Here is a 22555-nt window from a genome sequence, read left to right on the forward strand (position 1 = left end):
CACTTTATTGAAGAATACTAAATAGTCAAGTGTGAATATTTGTTTACATGAATTGATTTCTAATTAACAATATTTTTGGCATAGTTTTTTTTCGAAAACCAAATCGGTCTGGAGGTTTTCGTACTCTAGTTCTTTAAAACCCAATAAAAGTCAAGAGATAGCATCTTGATCATTCACTTTTTGTCGGGATAATTCATAAATTGTCTTTTTTGTAATACGGTTATTTTGTCATAATAAAGTCATTATATGTTAGCGGCTTGTTAAATTATGTTAAAATGTTGCTGATCTCTGCTATATTTAGTGAGTAAAAAAATCATTAACTAACCTATTTTCAAATTATGAAAAAACTTCTACAAAGTTTGTTCATTCTTGTGCTATGCGCCTCCTCGGCGTTTGCCCAAGAAAGAACAGTATCTGGTACAGTAACATCTCAGGAAGATGGACTTCCTGTACCTGGTGCATCGGTAAGGGTAAAAGAAATCCCTAATTTAGGTGCTCAAACGGGCGCTAACGGAAAATTTTCACTAAACGTTCCCAAAAATGGTAAAACTTTAGTGGTAACCTTTTTAGGTTATGCAACAAAAGAGTTTGTTATCCCTGCAAACAATGTTGTTAACGCTGTTTTAAATTCAGATGTCACCTCTTTAAATGAGGTTGTGGTTACTGCGGGTGGTATCACCATTCAACGTCGTCAACAGGGTAACCAATCTACTACCGTAAAAGCTGAAGAGCTAACTCAGGGTAAAGCCTTTAACGTAGCAAGTGCCTTAACTGGTAAAGTTGCCGGTTTACAGGTAAATGCTGTAAGTAGTGGTGTTAATCCTAGCGTACGTTTAGTTTTAAGAGGTAACCGTTCGTTATTGGGTAATAACCAGGCTTTGGTTGTTGTTGATAACGTAATCGTGCCTAGTGATATCTTAGGGAACTTAAATCCAGAAGATATTGAGAACATTGAAGTATTAAATGGCGCGGGTGCTGCTGCACTTTATGGATCAGACGCTTCTAATGGTGCATTAATTATCCAAACTAAAAAAGGGAAAAGAGGAAGTTCTACAATTAATGTAAGCCATACCACTAACGTAGAGCAAGTAAGTTTCTTGCCTCAGTTACAAGAGCGTTTTGGCTCTGGTACAGGAAATGATGATATACCAACCTATACCCCGTTTGAAAACCAACAATATGGTCCAGCATTTGACGGTGTTGTGCGCCCAATAGGTAAACCTTTAGCAGATGGATCTATCCAATCAGTACCTTACTCATTCAATGCTGATGAGAATAAAAATGCTTTCTGGGAAACAGGTGTTTCAAACCAAACAGATTTTAACGTTTCTTCTGGAGACGATAAAGGTACATACTATTTTTCTGGGCAGTATTTTGATCAAAAAAGTACAGTTCCTGGTGATAAATATAATAGGTTTACCATGCGTGTTAACGGAGAGCGTAATTTAGGTAACAATGTCACATTCAGTTTTAACGCTAATTATGTTCAAAACCGTTATAATCAATCAAGTGCTATTGCTACTGTTTTTGATAACGTTCTTCAGTCGCCGGGTGAAATTCCACTGACAAGATATAGTGATTATAAAAACGATCCTTTTTCTACTCCAGATGGATACTATAATGAATACTATCAAAATCCTTATTTTGCATTAGGTAACAACCGTAGTATTACGCGTAACGATTATTTAACAGGTAATGTGCAGTTAAAATGGTATCCAATTAAAGAATTGTCTTTATTGGTTAGAGCAAGTTTATCAAACCGTAGTTTTGCAAATAAATCTACAACAGATAAATTTACTTATTCAGACTACAGATTAAAAGAAACACCAAACTTTTCAAACGTTGTGGGGGGAGTAAGTGAATCGTCTGGTTTTAATACCCAAATCAACCCAGAGTTTATCGCTCAGTATATTAAAAAACTGTCTAAAGATTTCACATTAAATGTGATTGGTGGCGGTACGATTAGACAAAATACTTACAAAACGGTTAATGTTAATACGAATGGGGGATTAGCCCAAGGTGGTTTCTTTAACATAAACAACGGTTTAGGTAATTCTGGTGCCAGTGAAGCTGATTATAAAGCCAGGCAAATCGGTTTATATGGTGATGTCCGTTTAGGTTTCAGAGACTATTTATACCTACACGTTACAGGTAGAAATGACTGGAGGTCAATTTTGTCTGCTGAAAACAGATCATTCTTCTACCCATCTGCAGATATTTCATTCATTGCATCTGATGCAATTCCTTTATTAAAAAACTCAAACGTTATTGAGTCATTAAAGATTAGAGGTGGTGTGTCTAAAGTGGGTAATGTTAACTTAGGTAACAACTCTAACTTTGGTGCTTATTCATTATTGCCAACATTTGGTTCGGCTTATGGATATCCTTTTAATGGAATTCCGGGATATACTTTAGGCGGTCAAGTTGTTTCTGCAAACATTAAACCAGAGATGACTTTGGCGTATGAAGGTGGTGTTGATTTTGCTTTATTTAAATCAAGAATAACAGGTAGTTTTACTTATTACAATACTAGTACAACAGATCAAACTGTGCCTATCGATATTGCAAGCTCTACCGGTTTTACTAAATTTTTAACCAATACTGGTGAGGTATCAAACAAAGGTGTAGAAACTTCAATTCGTGTTGTTCCAGTTAGAAACCCTACAAGTGGATTAGAAGTTTCAGTTGGTGCAAACTATACTTATAATCAAAATAAAGTTCTATCAATTGGTAACGGATTAAGCCAGATTTCATTATCTGGTTCAGCAACAACTGGTTTAGGAGTATGGGCAATTGAGGGTCAATCATTCCCTTCATTAAAAGGATCTGACTATGTTAGAGATTCTCAGGGTAGAATCATTGTTGATCGCATTACTGGATTTCCAAGCAATACAACTGGTACAATTATTTTGGGGAATACGGAGCCAAGACACCGCATAGGTTTAGATGTAGCCGCTTCCTATAAAGGATTCCGTTTAACTGGCTTGTTTGAATATAGAGGTGGTTTTGTAATGGCACAAAGCTCTGGCAGTTATGATTTCTCTGGTGCTGGTATCAGAACTACTTATTTCAACCGTGAACGTTTTGTGGTGCCAAACTCATCATATTTGGATCCGGCTACTAATACTTATGTTGAAAATACAAACATTACCACCAGAACAGGTGGTGTAGATTTCTGGACTAACGGACCAACCAATACAGCAGTAGGTACAAACTACGTTTACTCTGCAGCGTTTTGGAAATTAAGAGAGCTATCATTAGGATACGATATTCCTAAATCTGTTTTGGGCAATTTAAAATATGTAAAAGCTGCCCGCATTAGCGTGCAAGGTAGAAATTTATTCATCTGGACACCTAAAACAAATATCTATACTGACCCTGAATACAGTTCTGCAGGTTCTGATAATAATGGTATTGGTATTGTTAACTTAGGCCAAACGCCTCCAGCTAGATTCTACGGAGCAACTTTATCATTAACATTTTAACACACATTAATATGAAAAAGATTTTAAACCTTTTATTGATAGGTGCCGTTGCGGTTGGCTTTTCAGCATGCAAAAAATACCTTGATATAAATACTAATACAAATAATGCAACTACAGCAACACCTGCGCTTGTTTTGCCTCAGGCAATTGTAGGGTCTGCTTCTATTGTCCAAGCATTAAATGCTGCATACTATTTCCCAGGGGGATTTGCTGCTAATATTTATGGTGTTGGTGGGTATGGAGCAGGTGTAACTTATGCATATACTGCAGGAAGTTTTGTTACGGGATTTTCATCTTCATATGACAATGCCCTTGATTATCAATATGTAATCGATAATACTTCTGGTACTCCCTCGTTAGCCTATTCAACGGCTATTGCCCGGATAATGAAAGCTTTCATTTTTTCGAAAATTGTAGATCAATACAATGATGTACCATATACAGAAGCATTAAAAGGAAATGCCCTTTTAACGCCAAAGTATGATAAAGCTGAAGATATCTATAAAGACTTAATTTCTCAACTTACATCTACTATTAATGCTATTACAGCTGCTCAAGCTGGTACTGTAGCAAATACTGTTGCTGCAAGTGCCGATCCTTTGTTTAAAGGGGATATGAACTTATGGAAAAAGTTTGCCAATACGCTGAAATTAAGAATGTTGGTCAAAATGGCTGGCGTTCCTGCACAAGCATCATATGCAACTACTGAATTTGCCGCTTTAAATACAACGATTGGATTCTTGACTACAGATGCATTGGTTAATCCTGGCTATGTTAAAGCAATAAATTCACAAGGTATTAGTCAGCAAAATCCTAATTATGGAAGTCTTGCATTTGGTACAGATAATGCTAGGTCTCAGGGGCAGGCAATCCCAACAAGGTGGATAATGAGTTTCTATAATGGTCTAAAGTTATCTGACCCGGGACGTGGCGCGGTTATCTACAGAGGTTACCCAGCTACAGCTGTTAACCAATTAGGTGAAGAAAATACAACTTCAAGTCAGGTCCCTCCTTCAGGGTCTACTTCATGGTTCACGGGTGTTGATGCAAATACACCGGGTTTGGGTGTGGCAAAAGGACCCTCTCAAGGTCAACCTTTATTGTTGGCTACCGAAAGTTACTTTTTACAAGCTGAGGCTTATACAAGAGGATATTTAACTGGTAACGCTAAAAATGCCTTCACTGCAGGTATTACCGCATCATTTAACTATTTATACCAAAACCAGAGCAATGTGGTTGATGCAAGTAAAAATGTAAGTGCTGATGTTACAACTTATTTAACGGCCAATACTGCTAGCCGCTTAGTAAATTTTGATTTAGCGCTAACTACAGATCAAAAAATCGAAGCTATTATTACTCAAAAGTATATTGCTTTGAATGTAATCCACAGCGACGAAGCCTTTAATGAGTTTAAGCGTACAACTTATCCAGCAATTGTTAATGGATCACAAGATCCTCTTTTAACGTTTGCATCTAAACAATCTGTTTCAACACGCCCAGATAAATTGATTGGAAGGGTTCTTTATCCTCAGTCTGAGTATAACTTAAACCCTACTAACGTTCCTTCAGTAACGTTATTTGGATCACGTATTTTTTGGGACTTAAATTAATAAAGACATGAAAAAAAATATTTTTAAATCTATAATACTTTTACTTGCGGTAACCTCACTTACCTCTTGTTTAAAAGACGATAGCTTGGTGTTGGATCCTGCAAAAGGCCATAACGTTATCGAATTTGCCAATCCAGCGCAAATAGCTGTTAATGGAACGCCGTCTCCTTTGTACGTTTTCTCTTATGATGCGGCGTCTACGCCTACACTCCCAATAACAATCAGTTACTCTGGGCCAGAAGCAGTAGCACCTCAGGATATCACAGTTAAATTTACTGTAGGTAGCCAAGCAAAAATTGATGAATACAATACTGCGACTTCTAATCATTATGTAATGCTGAAACCTGTTAGCTATACTTTATCAACAAATGAAGTAGTGATCAAAGCTGGTACCAGCAAAGCAACTTTCAATATTGCGTTAAAGCCTTCAACTTTTGATTTCGCCGTTTCAGAGGTATTGCCTCTAACTATTACCTCAGCTTCTTCTGGTATCATTAGTGGAAACTTCAGTACAATCTTATTGAATCTTGGAGCGAAAAATAAATTTGATGGTGTTTATACATACTACGCCCTTCACGAAGCGCCTGATAGACCAACATTCTTAATAGGTACGGAATTTAAATATCCAAATGATGTTCAACTAAGAACAACAGGTGCTTCTAAGGATAATCTGTTTAATACTTATTACGGAGACTTCTTAATTCCATTATTAACCAGTACAAATGGTACCAGTGGATTTGGTTCAACAAATTTGGTATTAGAATTCGACCCGGCTACGAATAAAGTAATCTCAGCTGCCAACGCCAATATTGCACCGGCAAATGGTAGGGCAATGAATCTTGATCTTACGGCTAATAACTATTTTGATCCTGCAACGCACAATGTGTTTGTAACGTATTTTATGACACAGCCTGGTTTCAGTCCTTTAAAGATTACAGCAAGATTAGTTTACAAAGGATCTAGATAAAAGAATCCAAATAATGGACGATTAATGATTTTAACCATTCGTTAAATCTACTAACTTCAAACGGCCCCCATCTTTATAGTTGGGGGCTGTTTTTTTAATTAATAATTTTATGCAATAGACTAATTTACAGGGATTTTTGTTGTTTAAATTTAAAAAAAGGAAATAGATAATTTAAAAATTAACTATATTTATGTTCAAACTAACTAGCTCCATTATGAATATTTACAAAAACATTTATTTTGCTGCCGTTGCACTTTTCGCATCTGCACAATTAAGCCAGGCCCAGGAACAAAAAACATCCGTTCTTTCTGATCAAACGAAGGTTGTTTATGCAATGAACGACGCTAAAAAACTAGAGGGCGTTTATTCTGTTTTGAAGAATGACGATAAAGTTTTTTTAAGAGGAGTTTATAAAGATAATGTAAGATCAGGTAATTGGTATGCGTTTAACGATAATGGAAATGTTTTTCTTCGCTACAATTACGACCTTAAAAAACTGCTTTATTTAGATACGGTAAGCATTAATCGATTAAAGGTTGAAGTGAAAACCGATGATCCAGAAGTAAAAGAAAAAGCGAGTATCCCTGTCCCCATTTCATCAATCGATCAGTATATTTCGTTATTGGCAACAGAATTAAAAAGGGTGATCCTAAAGGATAATAAAAATGCAGATGGTACACTTGATGCGGATCTAATTACCAATATTGATAAAAATGGTAAAGCCAGTTATGAAGCAAGTTATACTGTTGATGGGATTCCTGTAACCAAACGTCTAATTATTTCTGAAAAAACATTTGATATTGACTGGATTCCTTCAAGTTATAAAGGTGTAAATTATGCATCGGTGTTTTCGGTTAAGGCCAAAATAGATTTTGCACAAAAGCCAGGAATAAAACAGAGATTTATTTGGGTATACTAGCATAGTAGCCAATGGAGGAAAACTTCCTAGTGATATTCATTAGTTAAATAACAAAAGGAACGACTGCAATCGTTCCTTTTGTTATTTAAACATTTTGAATTATACCAATGGCCAATAGTTGTTTAATCGTGTCAGAACACATTATTCTCATAAAAGTAGATTTTAAAAGACATGATTGCTAAGTATTTTGTCTGTGTCATTTAAAAGTCAAATACAAGTTTGTTTTGTTAATGTTTGTTAAAAATCTATAAAACGCGATTATATTTAAGGCTTTTTAAAACAAACTAAATCATTTACTAACTTAAATTTCATGAAAAAACTTCTACAAAGTTTGTTCGTGTTGATGTTTATTGCATTTAATGCAATTGCTCAAGAACGAACAATTACTGGTTCTGTTATCTCGTCTGACGACAAACTGCCACTTCCCGGAGTAAGCGTTAAGGTTCAGGGTGTGCAAGGTGGGGCGATGACCGACGCAAATGGTAAATACAGTCTTCGTGTTTCGGCTGGGTCAGCTATTTTACAATTTACTTACTTAGGTTATGCTACACAAACTCTAAAAATTGGTGCGGGCAATACCTTAAATGTGGTTTTAGTACCTGATGCTAAAGATTTATCTGAAGTGGTTGTAACTGCTCTAGGTCTAAAAAGAGCCAAAAGAGACTTAGGTTATTCCACACAGAATGTTAAAGGGGAGCAGCTTGTTGATAGAGGAGATAATAACTTCCTTAATGCTTTACAAGGTAAAATTGCTGGCGTGGAGATTACTGGCGCGAGTGGTAGCGCAGGTTCTTCAACTAACATTATTTTACGGGGGATGTCTTCGTTATCTGGCTCAAACCAACCATTATTCGTAATAGATGGCATTCCGATTAGCAATGATGTAGATCAAACTACCAATACTTTGTATGGTAATCAGCCAGCTAACCGCGCTTTGGATATTGACCCAAACAATATCGAGTCTTTAAACGTGCTGCAAGGCCCAGCTGCTGCCGCACTTTATGGTTCGAGAGCATCAGCAGGTGCAATTATAATTACCACAAAAAAAGGATCAGGAGCGGCTGGTAAAACAGACATTACAGTTAATTCTGCCTATGGTGTGCAAAATGTTTATGGATTTCCTAAATTACAAAATGAATTTGGCCAAGGTTCTAGTGGGGTGTTTTCTCCAACCTCAACATTTTCATTAGGTAATAGATTTGGCACAACACCAACAGTTGCAAATGGTTTAATCGCTGCTGCAGGCACAAACCCAGTAATTAATGGCGTAACTTACAAACCTGGTGATGTATTGCCGTATATTAGCTATCCAGATAACTTTAATACATATTTCGCACAAGGTCATACGTGGGATAATAATATTTCAATCGTAAGCGGTGACGCTAAAAATAATTATGCATTCTCTGCAGGTAATTCAACAACCAAAGGTATCTTGCCCGCATCTGATTTTGATAAAGTTAACTTAAGATTTAGTGCGGGTTCTCAGCTAACCAAAAAGTTAAATCTTAATGGTTCTGCAAATTATTTCAATACTTTCCAAAACGGTGCTACAACTCAGGGTAATGGTGCAAACAGTAGTATGTTTGGGGTTTTCGGAATTACTAGATCAACAGATTTGGCTTATTATAGAGACAATTATAAAAATGCTGATGGTACGAATAATTGGTTTGTTACAGGTCGCGATAACCCATATTTTGCAGCATATGAAAATTCTTTTAAAAGTAGAGTTTCTCGTTTCTTAGGTAACGTTAGTTTAAGCTATGATGTTTTAGACTGGTTGAACGTTAGTTATCGCTTAGGTTTAGATACTTATACTGATAGGCGTAAACGTTATGTAGCTATCGGTTCAACTCAGGCGGCAAGTTCTGCTGGTAGCGTAACTGAAGATAACTTCTTTAGAAGTGAGTTAAATGGTGACTTACTTATCACAGCTAAAAAGCAAAATATTTTTACAAAAGGGTTGAATGCTACTGCGTTATTAGGGCAGAATATCAACCAAAGAGATTTCCAAAATGCTACAGTATCAGGTGTCGGATTAACTATCCCAGACTATGCTAATGTTGCAAACGGACAAGTTTTCACTAATTCTGGTGAAAGTACGACAAGAAGAAGATTATTAGGTTATTATGGACAGATCTCATTGGGATATAATAACTATTTATTCTTGGAACTGACTGGCCGTTTTGACCAATCTTCTACTCTTCCTGTTGCTAATAACACTTATTTCTACCCATCAGTATCTACAAGCTTTGTGTTTACAGATGCATTTAAAATTAAATCAGACATTTTAAGCATGGGTAAAATTCGTGCTTCTTATGCTAAGGTTGGTAAAGATGCTAATCCTTACGTGTTAGATGCTAGATCTTATTCTTCTGGTAGCTATGGGAATAATACTGCAAGCTTTAGTTTCCCTTATGGATCTATATTAGGATTTGGTGCAAACAGTTCGATTGGTAATCCTGATTTAAAACCAGAATTCACTAATTCTTATGAATTTGGGTTAAACTTGGGTTTATTTAAGGATAGGATTAACTTAGATGCAACAATCTATAAACAAGGTAGTAAAAATCAGATTGTTAGTGTAGCATTGCCTGCATCAACAGGATACGGTAGCCGCTTAACAAATATTGGTGAAGTATCTAATAAAGGTATCGAACTATTATTAAGTGGTTTAGCGATTAAAACTAAAGATGTTAGTTGGGATATCTCCGCAAACTTCTCTAAAAACAAAAATAAAGTTGTTTCAATTGCCCCAGGTGTAACTTCATTTGCCGTTGCTGGTAATGCATTCACTGGACAGATCCCAACTATTTATGAAGGTTATGCTTATGGTGTAATTGTAGGTAGTAAATATCCACGTAGTCCTTCGGGCGATTTGATCGTTGATAAAACTACAGGTCTTTACAGTACTGCAACTATTCCAAACCAAGTTATTGCAGATCCAAACAAACAATGGACTGCAGGTTTAACGAATACAGTAAGGTATAAGAACTTCATTTTCTCCGGACTTGTTGATTTCAAAAAAGGTGGAGATATTATTTCATGGACTGCAGCTACGTTAAGATCTAATGGATCATTATTAATCACTGCAGAGGATCGTGAACAACCACACATTTTGCCGGGAGTTATCCAAAATACAGATGGAAGTTTTTCTCCTAACAACATCCAGATTCCAGGACAAACATATTGGAATGCAGGTTTTGGTGGTATCGGTGGAAGTGAGTTCAATGTATATGATGCGACAACTTTCCGTTTAAGAGAGATTACCATTGGCTATGATTTAGCTGGTAAAGTTTTAAAAACAAACGTTATTAAAAATATTCGCTTAACTGTTTATGGCAGAAATCTTTATTATTATGCCCCAAATAGCCCTATCGATCCTGAAGTCTCAACTCAAGGTGCCGGCAATATTAGAGGCTTAGAGCTTCAAAGCGCACCTAATACAAGAAACTTTGGGGCTAGTTTAAGAGTAACTTTTTAATTAACTATCGTAAATATTTAAATATGAAAAAAATTATATTATTTGCAGCGTGTGTATTGTCGATGGCATCCTGCAAGAAATTTTTAGATGTAAACCAGAATCCAAACTCTGCGTTAAAGGTGCCTTCTAAAGTGTTATTGCCAACAACCTCTATTGGAATTGGATGGGCTAATGCAAATGAATTAGGTAGATGTGCATCTATTTTGATGCAGTATAATGCTGGCTTAGCTAATCAAAACTTAACCTATGATAGTTATAATATCTCAGGTTTATTTGATAACCAATGGAATTTTGAGATTTTTCAAGGTTGTATAAATAACTTACGTGTTATTATTCAGCAGTCTGAATCTACAGATCCTGCTTATTCAGGTATTGCTAAAATTCAATTGGCTTATATTTTTTCTGTGATGACAGATCTTTGGGGAGACGTTCCATATTCACAAGCTGGTTTCGGTTTAGATTTCCCAGCGCCAAGATATGACGCTCAAGCAGATATCTACCAAGGTAATTCAGGAGCTGGCATCACTTCACTATTTGATCTTGTGAAAAGTGGTATTGCTGATTTAAACAAAACATCGGCATTAAAACCAGGTACCGATGATTTAATTTATGGTGGTGTGTTAACGAAATGGAAAAGAGCTGGAAATAGCCTAATCTTAAAATTCGCAAATACGATTTCAGGTGTAAACCCAACATTGGCAAAAGCCCAGATCGATGGCGTACTGGCTAGTGCTGAAGGTTATATTGATGATAATCAGTATGATTTAATGGTACCTTTTAGCTCAGCTGTTACTAACCAGAACCCAATGTATGTTCAAGACATTTCTGGAAGTTTTAAGAATGGTGAAATGTTAAGTACGAGATTGTTAGCTTTATCTAAAAGTGTTAATGATACCGTTAGGTTGTCTAAGTTTTATACTAAGCCACTGGGTACAAGATTTGTTGCCTACGAAAATGGTTCTACTGTTGCTGCGCCAACGCTTGCTACTAGGTCCATGTATAATACATACGTGGTTGGTACTGCGGGTGAAGCACCGGTTAGGTTGTTAACCAATTTCCAAGGAAAGTTCATCTTGGCTGAATCGGCTTTATTATTAGGTACAGCTGGTGACGCAAATAGCTTATATCAGGCGGGCATAAGAGCTTCGATGACTAAAGCTGGAATGACTACAGCAGAAATTACTCAATATTTTACTGATAACCCTACTGTTGTTACTTTGAGTGGTACTAATGCAGATAAGCTTAAACAAATTATCACTCAAAAATATCTTTCGTGGGTAGGTAATGGTATCGAAGCTTATAACGATTACAGAAGGACCGGATACCCGGTATTAGCTCCTGCATTAAATGCTGTTGGAGATAACAATGGAGTAATTCCTTTGCGTTATGTTTATACTTCAAATGAAGGAAACGCAAATCCTAATCAGCCTAAGCCGCTTATTAAAACAAGTGTAAAGGTTTGGTGGGGTAAATAACAAATATTAAGTACATTTTAGATAAACATCATGAAATTAAATATAAAATCAAGTGTGTATTTGGGATTAATGGTTATTATGGGATTGGCTTCTTGTAAAAAAGAAAATATTTCTAACGTTAATAATCTTCCCGAAATACCGGTAACCGTAAACAATAAATACGATATCTTTACTGCACCAACTGTTAAAACCTCTTTAAGCGGGGGCGGTGCAATTCAGATTGTATTGTCAATCCCTGCTGAATCGGGCAGAACTATTAAAGAAATAACAAGGGTAGCGGCTGGAACGGCTTATGGAAGTGTTCAGGTAGCTACTGGTTTATATAATACTGCTCCTATTGTTGGAAATGGTACTACTGTTACCTTTAATACGACTTTAGCCGAATACACTGCTAAAACAGGTTTAGCTGCCCCTACTTCAGCTGTAGCAGGAACAACTACTGCTGCGATTTTGGCAAGAAGTTTTTATTTCCTCATTACCCTTGATAATGGACAAACTATTGTTCCAACATATGTAAGGGTTTATGTAGATAAGTAACTCATTTAAAAACAGTATTAAGAGGAGGAGATTGCATTGCAATCTCCTTTTTTTGTCTGAGATTTTTAACTTTATTTATTGTGTGTGTATATTTTGTTTTTTTTGATTCTTTTTTTTGTTGTATTTTAGTTTGTTATTGATTTTTTAGTTTTTATATTCAGCTATTATTAACTAAACTAAAATTTTTATGAAAAAACCTCTACGGAATTCATTCGTATTTCCGTTATTGCAAATTTTGAAACAAATTACGATCGAATTTTGGCAAAAATCCTATCATGTGGGGATGATTCATCGCTCTTTTCTGATTTATGTGTTAAAATGAAGTTTAAACTGGCAGAACCACCACAGTTGTAATTACGATAGCTCATTTTATCATTCAATTAACAAATATTATTTCTTTAATTTTTTTGCAAAAAAAGGGTTAACTGACTAAATGAAGCTAATCTGTTTTTTAAGGGTACTTTGATTTTTGAGTGAATAATGCAAATATAAAATTGTAAAATTTGCATTACAAAATACTAAATCATATATTGGATTATTATTAACTAAACTAAATTATTTTTATGAAAAAACTTCTACAAAGTTTGTTCATATTGCTATTTATTGCCACCTCAGCAATAGCGCAAGATCGAACAATCACTGGAACAGTTACGGCTCAAGAAGATGGATTACCTCTCCCAGGTGTAAGTGTAAAAATCAAAGGTGCAACTGGCGGAACCACTTCAGGTGCAGATGGTAAGTATTCACTCAAAGTCAATGGCAAAGCAACAGCACTAGAATTCTCGTATATCGGTTTCTTAAGCCAAACAAAAGCTATTGGCGGTAGTAATGTGGTTAACGTACAGTTAAAAAGCGATTCTAAAACATTATCTGATGTCGTAGTAACAGGTTATACCACACAATCAAAGAGAGATGTTACCGGGTCAATAGCAAGTGTAAGTGGAGAAAAGCTTAAAAACTTACCTGTTCAGAGTTTTGAGCAAGCACTTGCAGGTAAAGCAGCAGGTGTAAACATCATTCAGCCAAACGGCGTTTTAAATAACCCTCCTGTTTTTAGGGTGCGTGGTTTTAACTCTATCTCTTTAAGTTCTTATCCATTAATCATTGTTGATGGTATTCCTGTATTTACCGGCGATCAATCGGCTAACAGTGCTGCAGGTAATGCATTGGGAGACATCAACCCTGCTGATATCGAATCGATCGATATCTTAAAAGATGCGGCATCATCTGCAATCTATGGTTCCAGAGCAGCTAACGGCGTTGTAGTAATTACTACTAAAAAGGGTAAACAAGGGGTAACTAAAATTAATTATGAAGGTTGGGTAGGAACTACAAAAGCCCAAAACCTTACACCATTATTAAATGCCGCCGAATATGTTCTGATCAAAAATGAATCCAGAACAAATAATGGCCAGGCTCCAGCATTCTTTCTACAAACAAGATCGGATGGTTCGCAAGTAGAAACAAATTGGTATGATTACGCCTATAGAACAGCCACATCTCAAAACCATGCCTTAAACTTTTCTGGGGCAAATGAAAAAACTTCATATTATGTATCATTAGGATATAGCAATCAAGAAGGTTTTATCATTGGAAACTCTTTTGAAAGGAAAAATGGCCGTGTAAATATTGACCATAAATTATTTAAAAACGTAACTATTGGAACAAACTTTTCATATAGTAATACCTTAAACCGTGCACCCAATACGGGTTCACTACCTGGACAGGCTTTCTCAACTGTTGGTTTGGGTAGGTTGGCAATTGTATTGCCTCCAAACGTAGCGGCATATAACGAGGACGGCTCTTATAATATAAATGCGCCGGCAGGCTCTGTCGGTTTAGGTGCAAATACCATTGCATCAAATTATCCGAATGCAGCTGTATTGGTAAACGAAGATAAAAATACATCAGAAAGTGACCGTATCATAGCAAATGCTTATGCTTCAATCCAGATTGTAAAAGGCTTAACTTTTAAAACGACTTATGGTTTAGATAACCTTAAAATCGATAACAATTCATTTGTTAACCGTTTACAAGGTGATGGTTTTCCTTACGTTGGAGGTGCCACCAGTAATTTTGTAAAAAATAGTAGGTGGAATTGGTCCAACACGTTAAACTATAATGGTGTATTTGGTGATCATTCCGTGGGTGCATTTATCGGTGCTGAAGACCAGTATACCAAATCGCTTGGCTATGGTGCAACCAGACAAGGGGTAATTGATCCTTTCATTGAAGTTTTTCAGGGAGCCTTTGGCGCCATTACACCTGCTGGATTAGTACAGGGAGATAATGCTTTCCGCTCTTATTTTGGTAGTGTCAATTATGATTATAAAAAGAAATATTATTTAACTGGATCTTTCAGGCGTGATGGCTACTCTGGATTATCAGCTGCGAATAAATATGGTAATTTTGGTGGCGCATCAGTTGGTTATGCTATTTCAGAAGAAAGTTTCTATAAAGACCTCGGTATCAGTAAAGTCTTAACACGTATTAAATTACACGGAAGTTATGGAGAGGTTGGAAATATCAACATTGGTAATTACCCAGCCTTGTTCCTATATAATCCAGGGTTATACGGTTCTTCACCAGCACTGTCTTTTTCACAAGCAGGTAATCCTGATTTAAGGTGGGAAACTAGTAAAAAGGCCGATATTGGAATTAATTTAGAATTTTTAAGCGGACGTTTCTCATTAGATGTAGATTATTACCACAATGATATCGATAACCTGGTTCAGAACGCACCGCAGGCACCTTCAAAGGGCATTCCGGGGAATGCAATTACAACCAATGTTGGTAAAATGTATAACAAGGGGCTTGAATTTACATTAAATTCAAGGAATTTTGATGGTGATGACTTCGGTTGGACAACCAGTTTTACTTTCAGTACATTGAAAAACGAGGTTACTGCATTGGGTAATAACAATGCAGATTTATTTGGCGCTACCTCTTTAGAAACTGCAAATATTACAAGAGTGGGCTATCCTATTGGATCGATCTATACGGTTGAAACTGCAGGTGTTGACCCAGCAACCGGCGAACGGATTTTCGTTAATAGATTTGGGCAAAAATTAAGGTTCAGTTTTGGCCGTGCTACTGCAGCCCGTTACCAGTATCTTGATGGCCCGAATGCAGGACAAAATGCCCCAGCAATTGATGCCGCATTAGATGCCACAATAACCGGACAATCAATACCAAAATGGTTCGGCGGTTTAGATAATAATTTCCGTTATAAAGCTTTTGATTTAAGTTTAGGGTTAACATTCTCGGGTGGAAACAAGATTTACTATGGATCATTAGCGGGTCTTCGTGATCAACGCTTTTGGAACAATGAAGCAGGTGTATTGAACAGATGGACCACACCAGGTCAGATCACAGATATACCCCGTGTTGTTTATGGTGATAATACTTCAAATGGATCTGCTTTTGCCCAATCACAGAATGTTTTCTCTGGCAATTTCTTGAAAGTTAGAAACCTAGCTTTGGGTTATACGCTGCCAAAAACGCTTTTAAGTAAATATGGGGTTTCAAACATTAGGGTTTATGCGCAATCAAGTAATCTTTGGATTATATCAAACTACCCAGGCCCTGATCCAGAGGTTTCTGTAAATGGTAACTCTACCACAACAGGAAATAGTGGTAACCTGGCACCAGGTGTAGATAGAAATTCTGTGCCATCTGGTAGAACACTTACTTTTGGTATTAATGTTGGATTTTAAAATTAGAGATCATGAAAATTAAAATAAATAATAAAATAAAATATCTTTTTATCGCCGCTCCTTTACTCTTTGCGTCGTCGTGTAAAAAGGATTTCTTAACCACAGCTCCAGATACAGCTTTACCAATTGAAGATGCGTTTTCCAATCCGGACAGGATTCTATCGCAGGTAAACGGTATTTACGCTGGTGTTAAAACTGGCCAGTTTTATGGTGCAAGATATTTAATCTATAATGATATCCGTGGCGAGGACTTTGTGGTAAATAAACCCAACGGGGTAACAGGTTTAGATACCTGGAGGTTCAATTTAACTTCGAATACCAATGAGGTTGTTAATTTATGGGGCGCAATTTACGCTGCAATAAACAGGGCTAATCTGGTTATTGAAGGCATAAATGCCAATGCATCTTTACTTGCCCCGGCAGTAGCGAAACAATATATTGCAGAAGCCAAGTTTTTGAGGGCTTTAAGTTATTATAGCGCATTACAATTATATGCAAAACCCTATATTACGGATAACGGTGCCAGTCTGGGTGTACCCTTAAGACTTAAAGGTGAAAAGGATCTGACTGGTAACGACTTAAAGAGAAGTACTGTTGCCGAGGTGTATACACAGATTTTAAAAGATTTAAATGAGGCAGAGCCAGACTTGGCATTAACTTTACCAACAACGGCAACATCCATAAGGGCTTCCAGGAATACTGCTATTGCCTTTAAAACCAGAGTATACCTGGCGATGGGGAATTTACCGGCAGTAGTTACCGAGGCCAATAAAATTGTTAGCGCAACAGCACCATTTAAAGCAACAACAGGTACACCTTTACAGTTAGAAGCTAATATTGCTACTGTATTTGGTGGTTCTTATACAGGTAATGCAACTGCTACTGAAGCTGTGTTATCTTTTCCAATGGCAGATTTAGATGCTCCCGGTACGCAGAATCAGTTGGCTTATTACTACAATGTTTCAACAAACCAGGCAGGCGGTAATGAAGAATATTTCTTAAACCCTACAGGTATTTTGGCCAATCCTGTTTTCGCTGCCTCTTCTACCGATGCAAGAAAAAGTTTGACTGCGGTTTCTGGAGCAAATACCTATTTAACTAAATTTAAGAGGCCGTCTCCATATACAGATTATATTCCTGTAATTAGATATGCTGAGGTTTTATTAAACTTAGCAGAAGCTACGGTAGTAACCGATCCTGTAAGATCTATTGCGCTATTAAACGCAGTTAGACAAAGATCCAATCCTGGTTATGTATTTCCAGCAACTGATTTATTGCCTGCAAATCTTAAAAACACTATTCTTACCGAAAGGAGAATTGAGTTGCTTGGGGAAGGCTTTAGATCTCCGGATGTAATGAGGCTAGGGGCTAACTTTGTTGCCAAAAGTGGCCCTCAGGGTACCGCTCCTGCAATTCCATTTAATACTGCAGGCTATATTTGGCCAATATCGGCTAATGAGGTTCAAAACAATAAATTGATTGTTCAGAATTAGATTTGTTCTTTAACAAGAAAGCCTAGCGAAGAATTTCTTCGCTAGGCTTTCTTGTTTATATAGTAACCTTTTATTTCTTATCCACACTATACTTACCCGGCCCAATAAAAATCAGTCCGAAAAATACAATACCCAATTCTATTGCATGACTGGCACCGCCTAATCCATCTCCTTTACCAAAATGAACCAGTGCTGCAATAATCATCGTAAAGATTAATAAAATTAGCGCCGGACGGAAAAACAACCCTACAATTAGCAAGAAACCACCAAAGGTTTCGGTAGCGGCGGCCATAAAGCCCCAAAATATTGGTAAAAAGTCAATGCCGATTACTTTCATGCTTCCTCCTAAACCTGTCCAGCCGTTTGGGCCACCAGCAAGTTTCGGGAAACCATGAATAATAAACATGGTGCCTAAACCAATGCGTAGCAGCAACAAGCCTGTATTGCGGTATTTCCCTAAATTGTCTAAAATCGCCATCTTATAAATATTTAAATTGAACGTTGTTTGTTTCTACTTTTAAGTTTACCTCAGCACCTAAAACCATACTGAGGTTATTATCGATATGTCCCGTCGGAAAATTAAAGCAGACTGGAAAATCATAGTCCTTAACAATATCCCAAATTACCTCATCAGCCGTTTGCCCGAAAGAAATCTTTTCTTCTTCAATCTCATTAAAGGCACCAATAATCAAACCCTTTAAGACTTTTAGCTTACCCGCCCTTTTCAGCATCCGCAACATTCGGTCTATAGCGTATTCTTGTTCGCCAACATCTTCCAAAAAGAGAATTTTATCTGTAAAATCCATTTCCGAAACTGAGCCCTGTAATATGGTAAGCAAAGTTAAATTGCCTCCAATCAAAACCCCGGTCGCCTCTCCTGCCCGATTTTCAAAGGCACTCTGGTAAGAATAGGTCTGTTTCTCGCCAAATAAAGCCTGCTGTAAAGAAATTAAAGCTTCTGTGGTAGATTCGTCAAAAGTATAGGGCATTTGCGCGTGCATGCACTGGGTATTACATTGCGCAATCAAATGCGACAATAGCACGGTAATATCGCTGAAGCCTACAAACCATTTAGGGTTCTTGTTAAATTCTGTAAAGTCAAGGTCATCAATAATCCTGATGGTACCATAACCGCCACGGCCCGAAATAATCGCTTTTATAGATGGATCGTCTAAAAAACGCTGAATATCTTTGGTTCTTAACGCATCAGTTCCTGCAAACTGGTGGTGACTGGCGTATACGCTATCGCCAATAATAACCTCCAAGCCCCAGCTTTCTAATCGTGCTATGGCATGGTCTATAGGTTTGGGTAATTTCTTTGCCGGACATACCAGGGCAATCTTATCTCCTTTTTTTAAATACGGGGGCTGCTTAATCATCTTCAAAACACTTATCTTTGCCAAATTAATAAAAATTGTTTTGGATAATAGTAAAATTAAAAGATATACCGTAACTGCAGCGCTTCCATATACCAATGGACCAGTTCATATTGGGCACCTGGCTGGTGTTTACATCCCTGCAGATATTTATGCCCGTTATTTAAGGTCGAATAAACGTGATGTAAAGTTCATCTGTGGATCTGACGAAAATGGTGTGCCCATTACTTTAAAAGCCAAAAGAGAAGGTATTACGCCTCAGGAAGTGGTAGATAAGTACCATAAGATTATTGGCGATTCTTTTAAAGAATTCGGCGTATCTTTCGATATCTATCACCGTACCTCATCGCTTACCCATCACCAAACCGCTGCCGATTTCTTTGAAACGCTTTACGATAAAGGTGTTTTTACCGAAGAGGTTACCGAGCAATATTACGATGCCACTGCAAAACAATTTTTAGCCGATCGTTACATTACCGGTACCTGCCCAAAATGTGGGAATGAAAATGCTTATGGCGATCAGTGCGAAAACTGTGGCTCTACACTTAATGCGACCGATTTAATCAATCCAAAATCGACACTATCTGGTGATAAGCCAATTTTAAAGGAAACTAAAAACTGGTTTCTGCCGCTAGATAAATACGAAGACCGTTTACGCACCTATATCGAAAGCCATAAAGAATGGCGTCCAAATGTGTACGGCCAATGCCAAAGCTGGTTAAATGCAGGTTTACAGCCAAGAGCCATGACCAGAGATTTAGATTGGGGTGTTCGCGTTCCGCTTCGCGATGCCGAAGGTAAAGTGCTTTATGTTTGGTTCGATGCCCCAATTGGATATATTTCTGCCACCAAAGAGCTTTGTAACTATGCCAAACTCGATGTTTGGAACCCCATAGCCGAAGAATATTACATCAGCAGCCACGAGAGTGATAAATGTGGTTGGGAAGAATACTGGAAAAGCGACGAAACCAAACTGGTTCACTTTATCGGTAAAGATAACATCGTTTTCCACTGCATTATTTTCCCTGCAATGTTAATGGCCCATGGCGAATATACCCTGGCCGATAATGTGCCGGCAAACGAATTTTTAAACTTAGAAGGACAAAAAATATCGACTTCTAAAAATTGGGCAGTTTGGCTGAACGAATATTTAAGAGAGTTTGAAGGTAAACAAGATGTATTGCGTTATGTATTAACCGCAACAGCTCCCGAGACCAAGGATAACGATTTTACCTGGAAAGATTTTCAGGCGAGAAACAATAATGAATTAGTGGCCATACTGGGTAACTTTGTAAACCGGGTAGTGGTGCTTACGCATAAATACTTCGGTGGTTCGGTGCCTACCTGCATGGAAATTACGGATGTAGATCAGGCTGTTATTGATGAACTGGCTGGGTACCCTGGTAAAGTCTCTGCGTCTATCGAGAATTATCGCTTTAGAGAAGCCTTATCAGAAGTAATGAATGTTGCCCGTTTAGGAAATAAATACCTGGCCGAAACCGAGCCGTGGAAACTCATTAAAACGGATGAAGACCGGGTGAGAACGATATTGAATATTGCGCTTCAAATCGCCGCCAATATTCAGATCCTGATTGAACCTTTCTTGCCATTTACAGCAGAAAAGTTAATGAAGATGCTTCAAAACGGCGGTCATGATTGGGATGATGCAGGTACGGTGAGCCTGTTAAAACGTGGCCACGAAATTGGCGAAGCTGTGCTCTTGTTTGATAAAATTGAAGATGCAGAGATCGACTTCCAGATTGAGAAACTAAACCAAAGCAAGGCCAGTAATGCAGCCAGTAATATAATTGCTGTTCCGGCAAAAGAGAATATCCAGTTTGATGATTTCTCGGCAATGGATATCCGTGTAGCCACCATTGTTGCTGCCGAAAAAGTAGAGAAAACAAAAAAACTATTAAAATTAACGGTAAATACCGGTATCGACGAAAGAACAGTGGTTTCGGGCATAGCCGAATATTATAAACCTGAAGATATTGTTGGTAAACAGGTAAGTATGATCATAAATCTTGCTCCACGCGAAATCAAAGGGATTTTATCACAAGGCATGATCTTGATGGCCGAAAATGCCGAAGGCAAACTCACTTTTGTGGCACCTGTAGAAAAGTTCCAGGAAGGTAGTGTAATTAGATAGTGTTTGCCTGCTGTAATTAAAATATAAAGAGATTGTATCATAAATATAGATTTGTCATCCTGAGCTTGTCGAAGGACCTGTTTAAATACGCTTTAAGGTGTTTCGACAGGCTCAACATGACAGCATCTGGGCTGAAATCGCCTTTATGATACACCCTCTTTTTTTATGCTATCTCTACGCAATAATCCAAAAGGGCGTTTGTTATTATTAATTTTTTTATCTTTTTAAAGACAGTTATCCTTAGATAAATGCTTGTTAAAATGAATTCTCTTGCGACAAAACTTTTGTTATATGTGCGCAATAAATGGTCCCCTAGTTCAACGGATAGAATAGAAGTTTCCTAAACTTTAGATATGAGTTCGATGCTAGTCGGATGATTTCTTAAACCATTTGTTTTCAGTTAATTATAGGCTTTCTCTCGGCTAAAATGTGACATTTTTGATTCGTATAATGGCAAACTCGCGCATTGCTACATTTAGCTATATTTCAATAAATTTTAGCTATAAATTATTTCTATAGTTAATAGTAAGATTATAGATGGCCTATTTTCAATTGTAAAACACTTAATAAACATGACCTTTCAATACGCATCTGATTTACATTTAGAATTCCCTGAAAATTATGATTATCTGAATAAATTCCCAATTCAACCTAAGGCTGATGTATTGATTTTAGCTGGCGATATTGTAACTTTTAGCCAGCTTGAAAAACGTATGGATTTCTTTAATTATGTTTCAGATAATTTTGAACAGGTATATTGGATCCAAGGTAATCATGAATATTATTACGGTGATATCGCCAGATGTTCTGGGCCCCATCTAGAGCACATCAAAAATAATGTTCAACTGATCAACAACATTACGATCAAAGCTACAGATTACGATTTAATCTTTTCAACAATGTGGTCTCGCATTAGTCCTCCAAATGAGAGACAGATATTTGATGGAATGTCCGATTTTTATGTGATCCGGAATAATGGGCAAGTTTTCAGGCCAGCTGATTACAATAAACTACATCAGGAAAGTTTAGACTTTATTCAGCGTGAAATATCAAATGAAAATGGACAGCAAAAGATTGTAGTTACTCATCATGTACCAACTTTAAAGAACTATCCTTCCAGGTTTTTGGGAAGTATACTGAATGAAGCCTTTGCTGTAGAATTAACTGAGATGATAGAAAAATATAATCCTCTTTATTGGATATATGGACACCATCACCAAAACACTTTGCCTTTTAAAATCGGTGAAACAATAATGTCAACCAATCAACTTGGTTATGTAAGATCAGGGGAGCATACTAATTTTAGTTCAGCTAAACTTCTCGAGATTCTGGACTAGATTTTAA

Annotated in this window: 13 protein-coding genes; 11 read left to right on the forward strand and 2 right to left on the reverse strand. The window is 37.1% G+C overall.

The genetic code is table 11. From position 1 onward, the window contains the following. Positions 1 to 338 precede the first annotated feature (338 nt). The 9 genes from AW17_RS04020 to AW17_RS04060 all read left to right on the forward strand — a co-directional run bounded on the left by AW17_RS04020 (position 339) and on the right by AW17_RS04060 (position 17683). The gene (locus AW17_RS04020) at positions 339 to 3485 is read left to right on the forward strand and encodes a SusC/RagA family TonB-linked outer membrane protein (protein WP_029274833.1); all 3147 of its coding nucleotides are present in this window, start codon (positions 339 to 341) and stop codon (positions 3483 to 3485) included. An 11-nt stretch (positions 3486 to 3496) separates the two neighbouring features. Continuing rightward, positions 3497 to 5095, forward strand: a complete 1599-nt coding sequence (locus tag AW17_RS04025; protein WP_029274834.1) for a SusD/RagB family nutrient-binding outer membrane lipoprotein — start codon at positions 3497 to 3499, stop codon at positions 5093 to 5095. 7 nt (positions 5096 to 5102) lie between these two features. After that, the gene (locus AW17_RS04030) at positions 5103 to 6062 is read left to right on the forward strand and encodes a DUF1735 domain-containing protein (protein ID WP_029274835.1); all 960 of its coding nucleotides are present in this window, start codon (positions 5103 to 5105) and stop codon (positions 6060 to 6062) included. A gap of 190 nt (positions 6063 to 6252) precedes the next feature. Further along, complete coding sequence (locus AW17_RS04035) at positions 6253 to 6981, forward strand: hypothetical protein (RefSeq protein WP_157280204.1); 729 nt, start codon at positions 6253 to 6255, stop codon at positions 6979 to 6981. Between the two features lie 343 nt (positions 6982 to 7324). Then, positions 7325 to 10462: a SusC/RagA family TonB-linked outer membrane protein gene (locus tag AW17_RS04040; protein WP_245235007.1), complete on the forward strand. Its 3138-nt coding sequence runs from the start codon at positions 7325 to 7327 to the stop codon at positions 10460 to 10462. Positions 10463 to 10485: 23 nt separating this feature from the next. Continuing rightward, positions 10486 to 11937, forward strand: a complete 1452-nt coding sequence (locus AW17_RS04045; protein ID WP_029274838.1) for a SusD/RagB family nutrient-binding outer membrane lipoprotein — start codon at positions 10486 to 10488, stop codon at positions 11935 to 11937. Between the two features lie 30 nt (positions 11938 to 11967). Further along, entirely contained in the window at positions 11968 to 12474 is a 507-nt protein-coding gene (locus AW17_RS04050) for a hypothetical protein (RefSeq protein ID WP_029274839.1), read from the forward strand. A gap of 563 nt (positions 12475 to 13037) precedes the next feature. Next, positions 13038 to 16190 (forward strand): SusC/RagA family TonB-linked outer membrane protein, encoded by a 3153-nt coding sequence (locus AW17_RS04055; protein ID WP_029274840.1) that lies wholly within the window; start codon positions 13038 to 13040, stop codon positions 16188 to 16190. Positions 16191 to 16201: 11 nt separating this feature from the next. After that, positions 16202 to 17683, forward strand: a complete 1482-nt coding sequence (locus AW17_RS04060; RefSeq protein ID WP_029274841.1) for a RagB/SusD family nutrient uptake outer membrane protein — start codon at positions 16202 to 16204, stop codon at positions 17681 to 17683. 70 nt (positions 17684 to 17753) lie between these two features. Here the strand turns inward: AW17_RS04060 and AW17_RS04065 are convergent, their stop codons facing one another. Then, positions 17754 to 18161, reverse strand: a complete 408-nt coding sequence (locus tag AW17_RS04065; RefSeq protein WP_029274842.1) for a DoxX family protein — start codon at positions 18159 to 18161, stop codon at positions 17754 to 17756. A gap of 1 nt (position 18162) precedes the next feature. Continuing rightward, positions 18163 to 19062: a S66 peptidase family protein gene (locus tag AW17_RS04070; RefSeq protein ID WP_029274843.1), complete on the reverse strand. Its 900-nt coding sequence runs from the start codon at positions 19060 to 19062 to the stop codon at positions 18163 to 18165. A 40-nt stretch (positions 19063 to 19102) separates the two neighbouring features. Here AW17_RS04070 and metG point away from each other — a divergent pair, with 40 nt between their 5' ends. Together metG and AW17_RS04080 are read left to right on the forward strand one after the other, a co-directional pair. Next, positions 19103 to 21211: a methionine--tRNA ligase gene (gene metG / locus AW17_RS04075; protein WP_029274844.1), complete on the forward strand. Its 2109-nt coding sequence runs from the start codon at positions 19103 to 19105 to the stop codon at positions 21209 to 21211. Between the two features lie 572 nt (positions 21212 to 21783). Then, complete coding sequence (locus AW17_RS04080; protein WP_029274845.1) at positions 21784 to 22548, forward strand: metallophosphoesterase; 765 nt, start codon at positions 21784 to 21786, stop codon at positions 22546 to 22548. Positions 22549 to 22555 lie beyond the last annotated feature (7 nt).

Origin of the sequence: Pedobacter borealis DSM 19626 (assembly GCF_000708285.2) — a bacterium.
GTDB lineage: Bacteria > Bacteroidota > Bacteroidia > Sphingobacteriales > Sphingobacteriaceae > Pedobacter > Pedobacter borealis.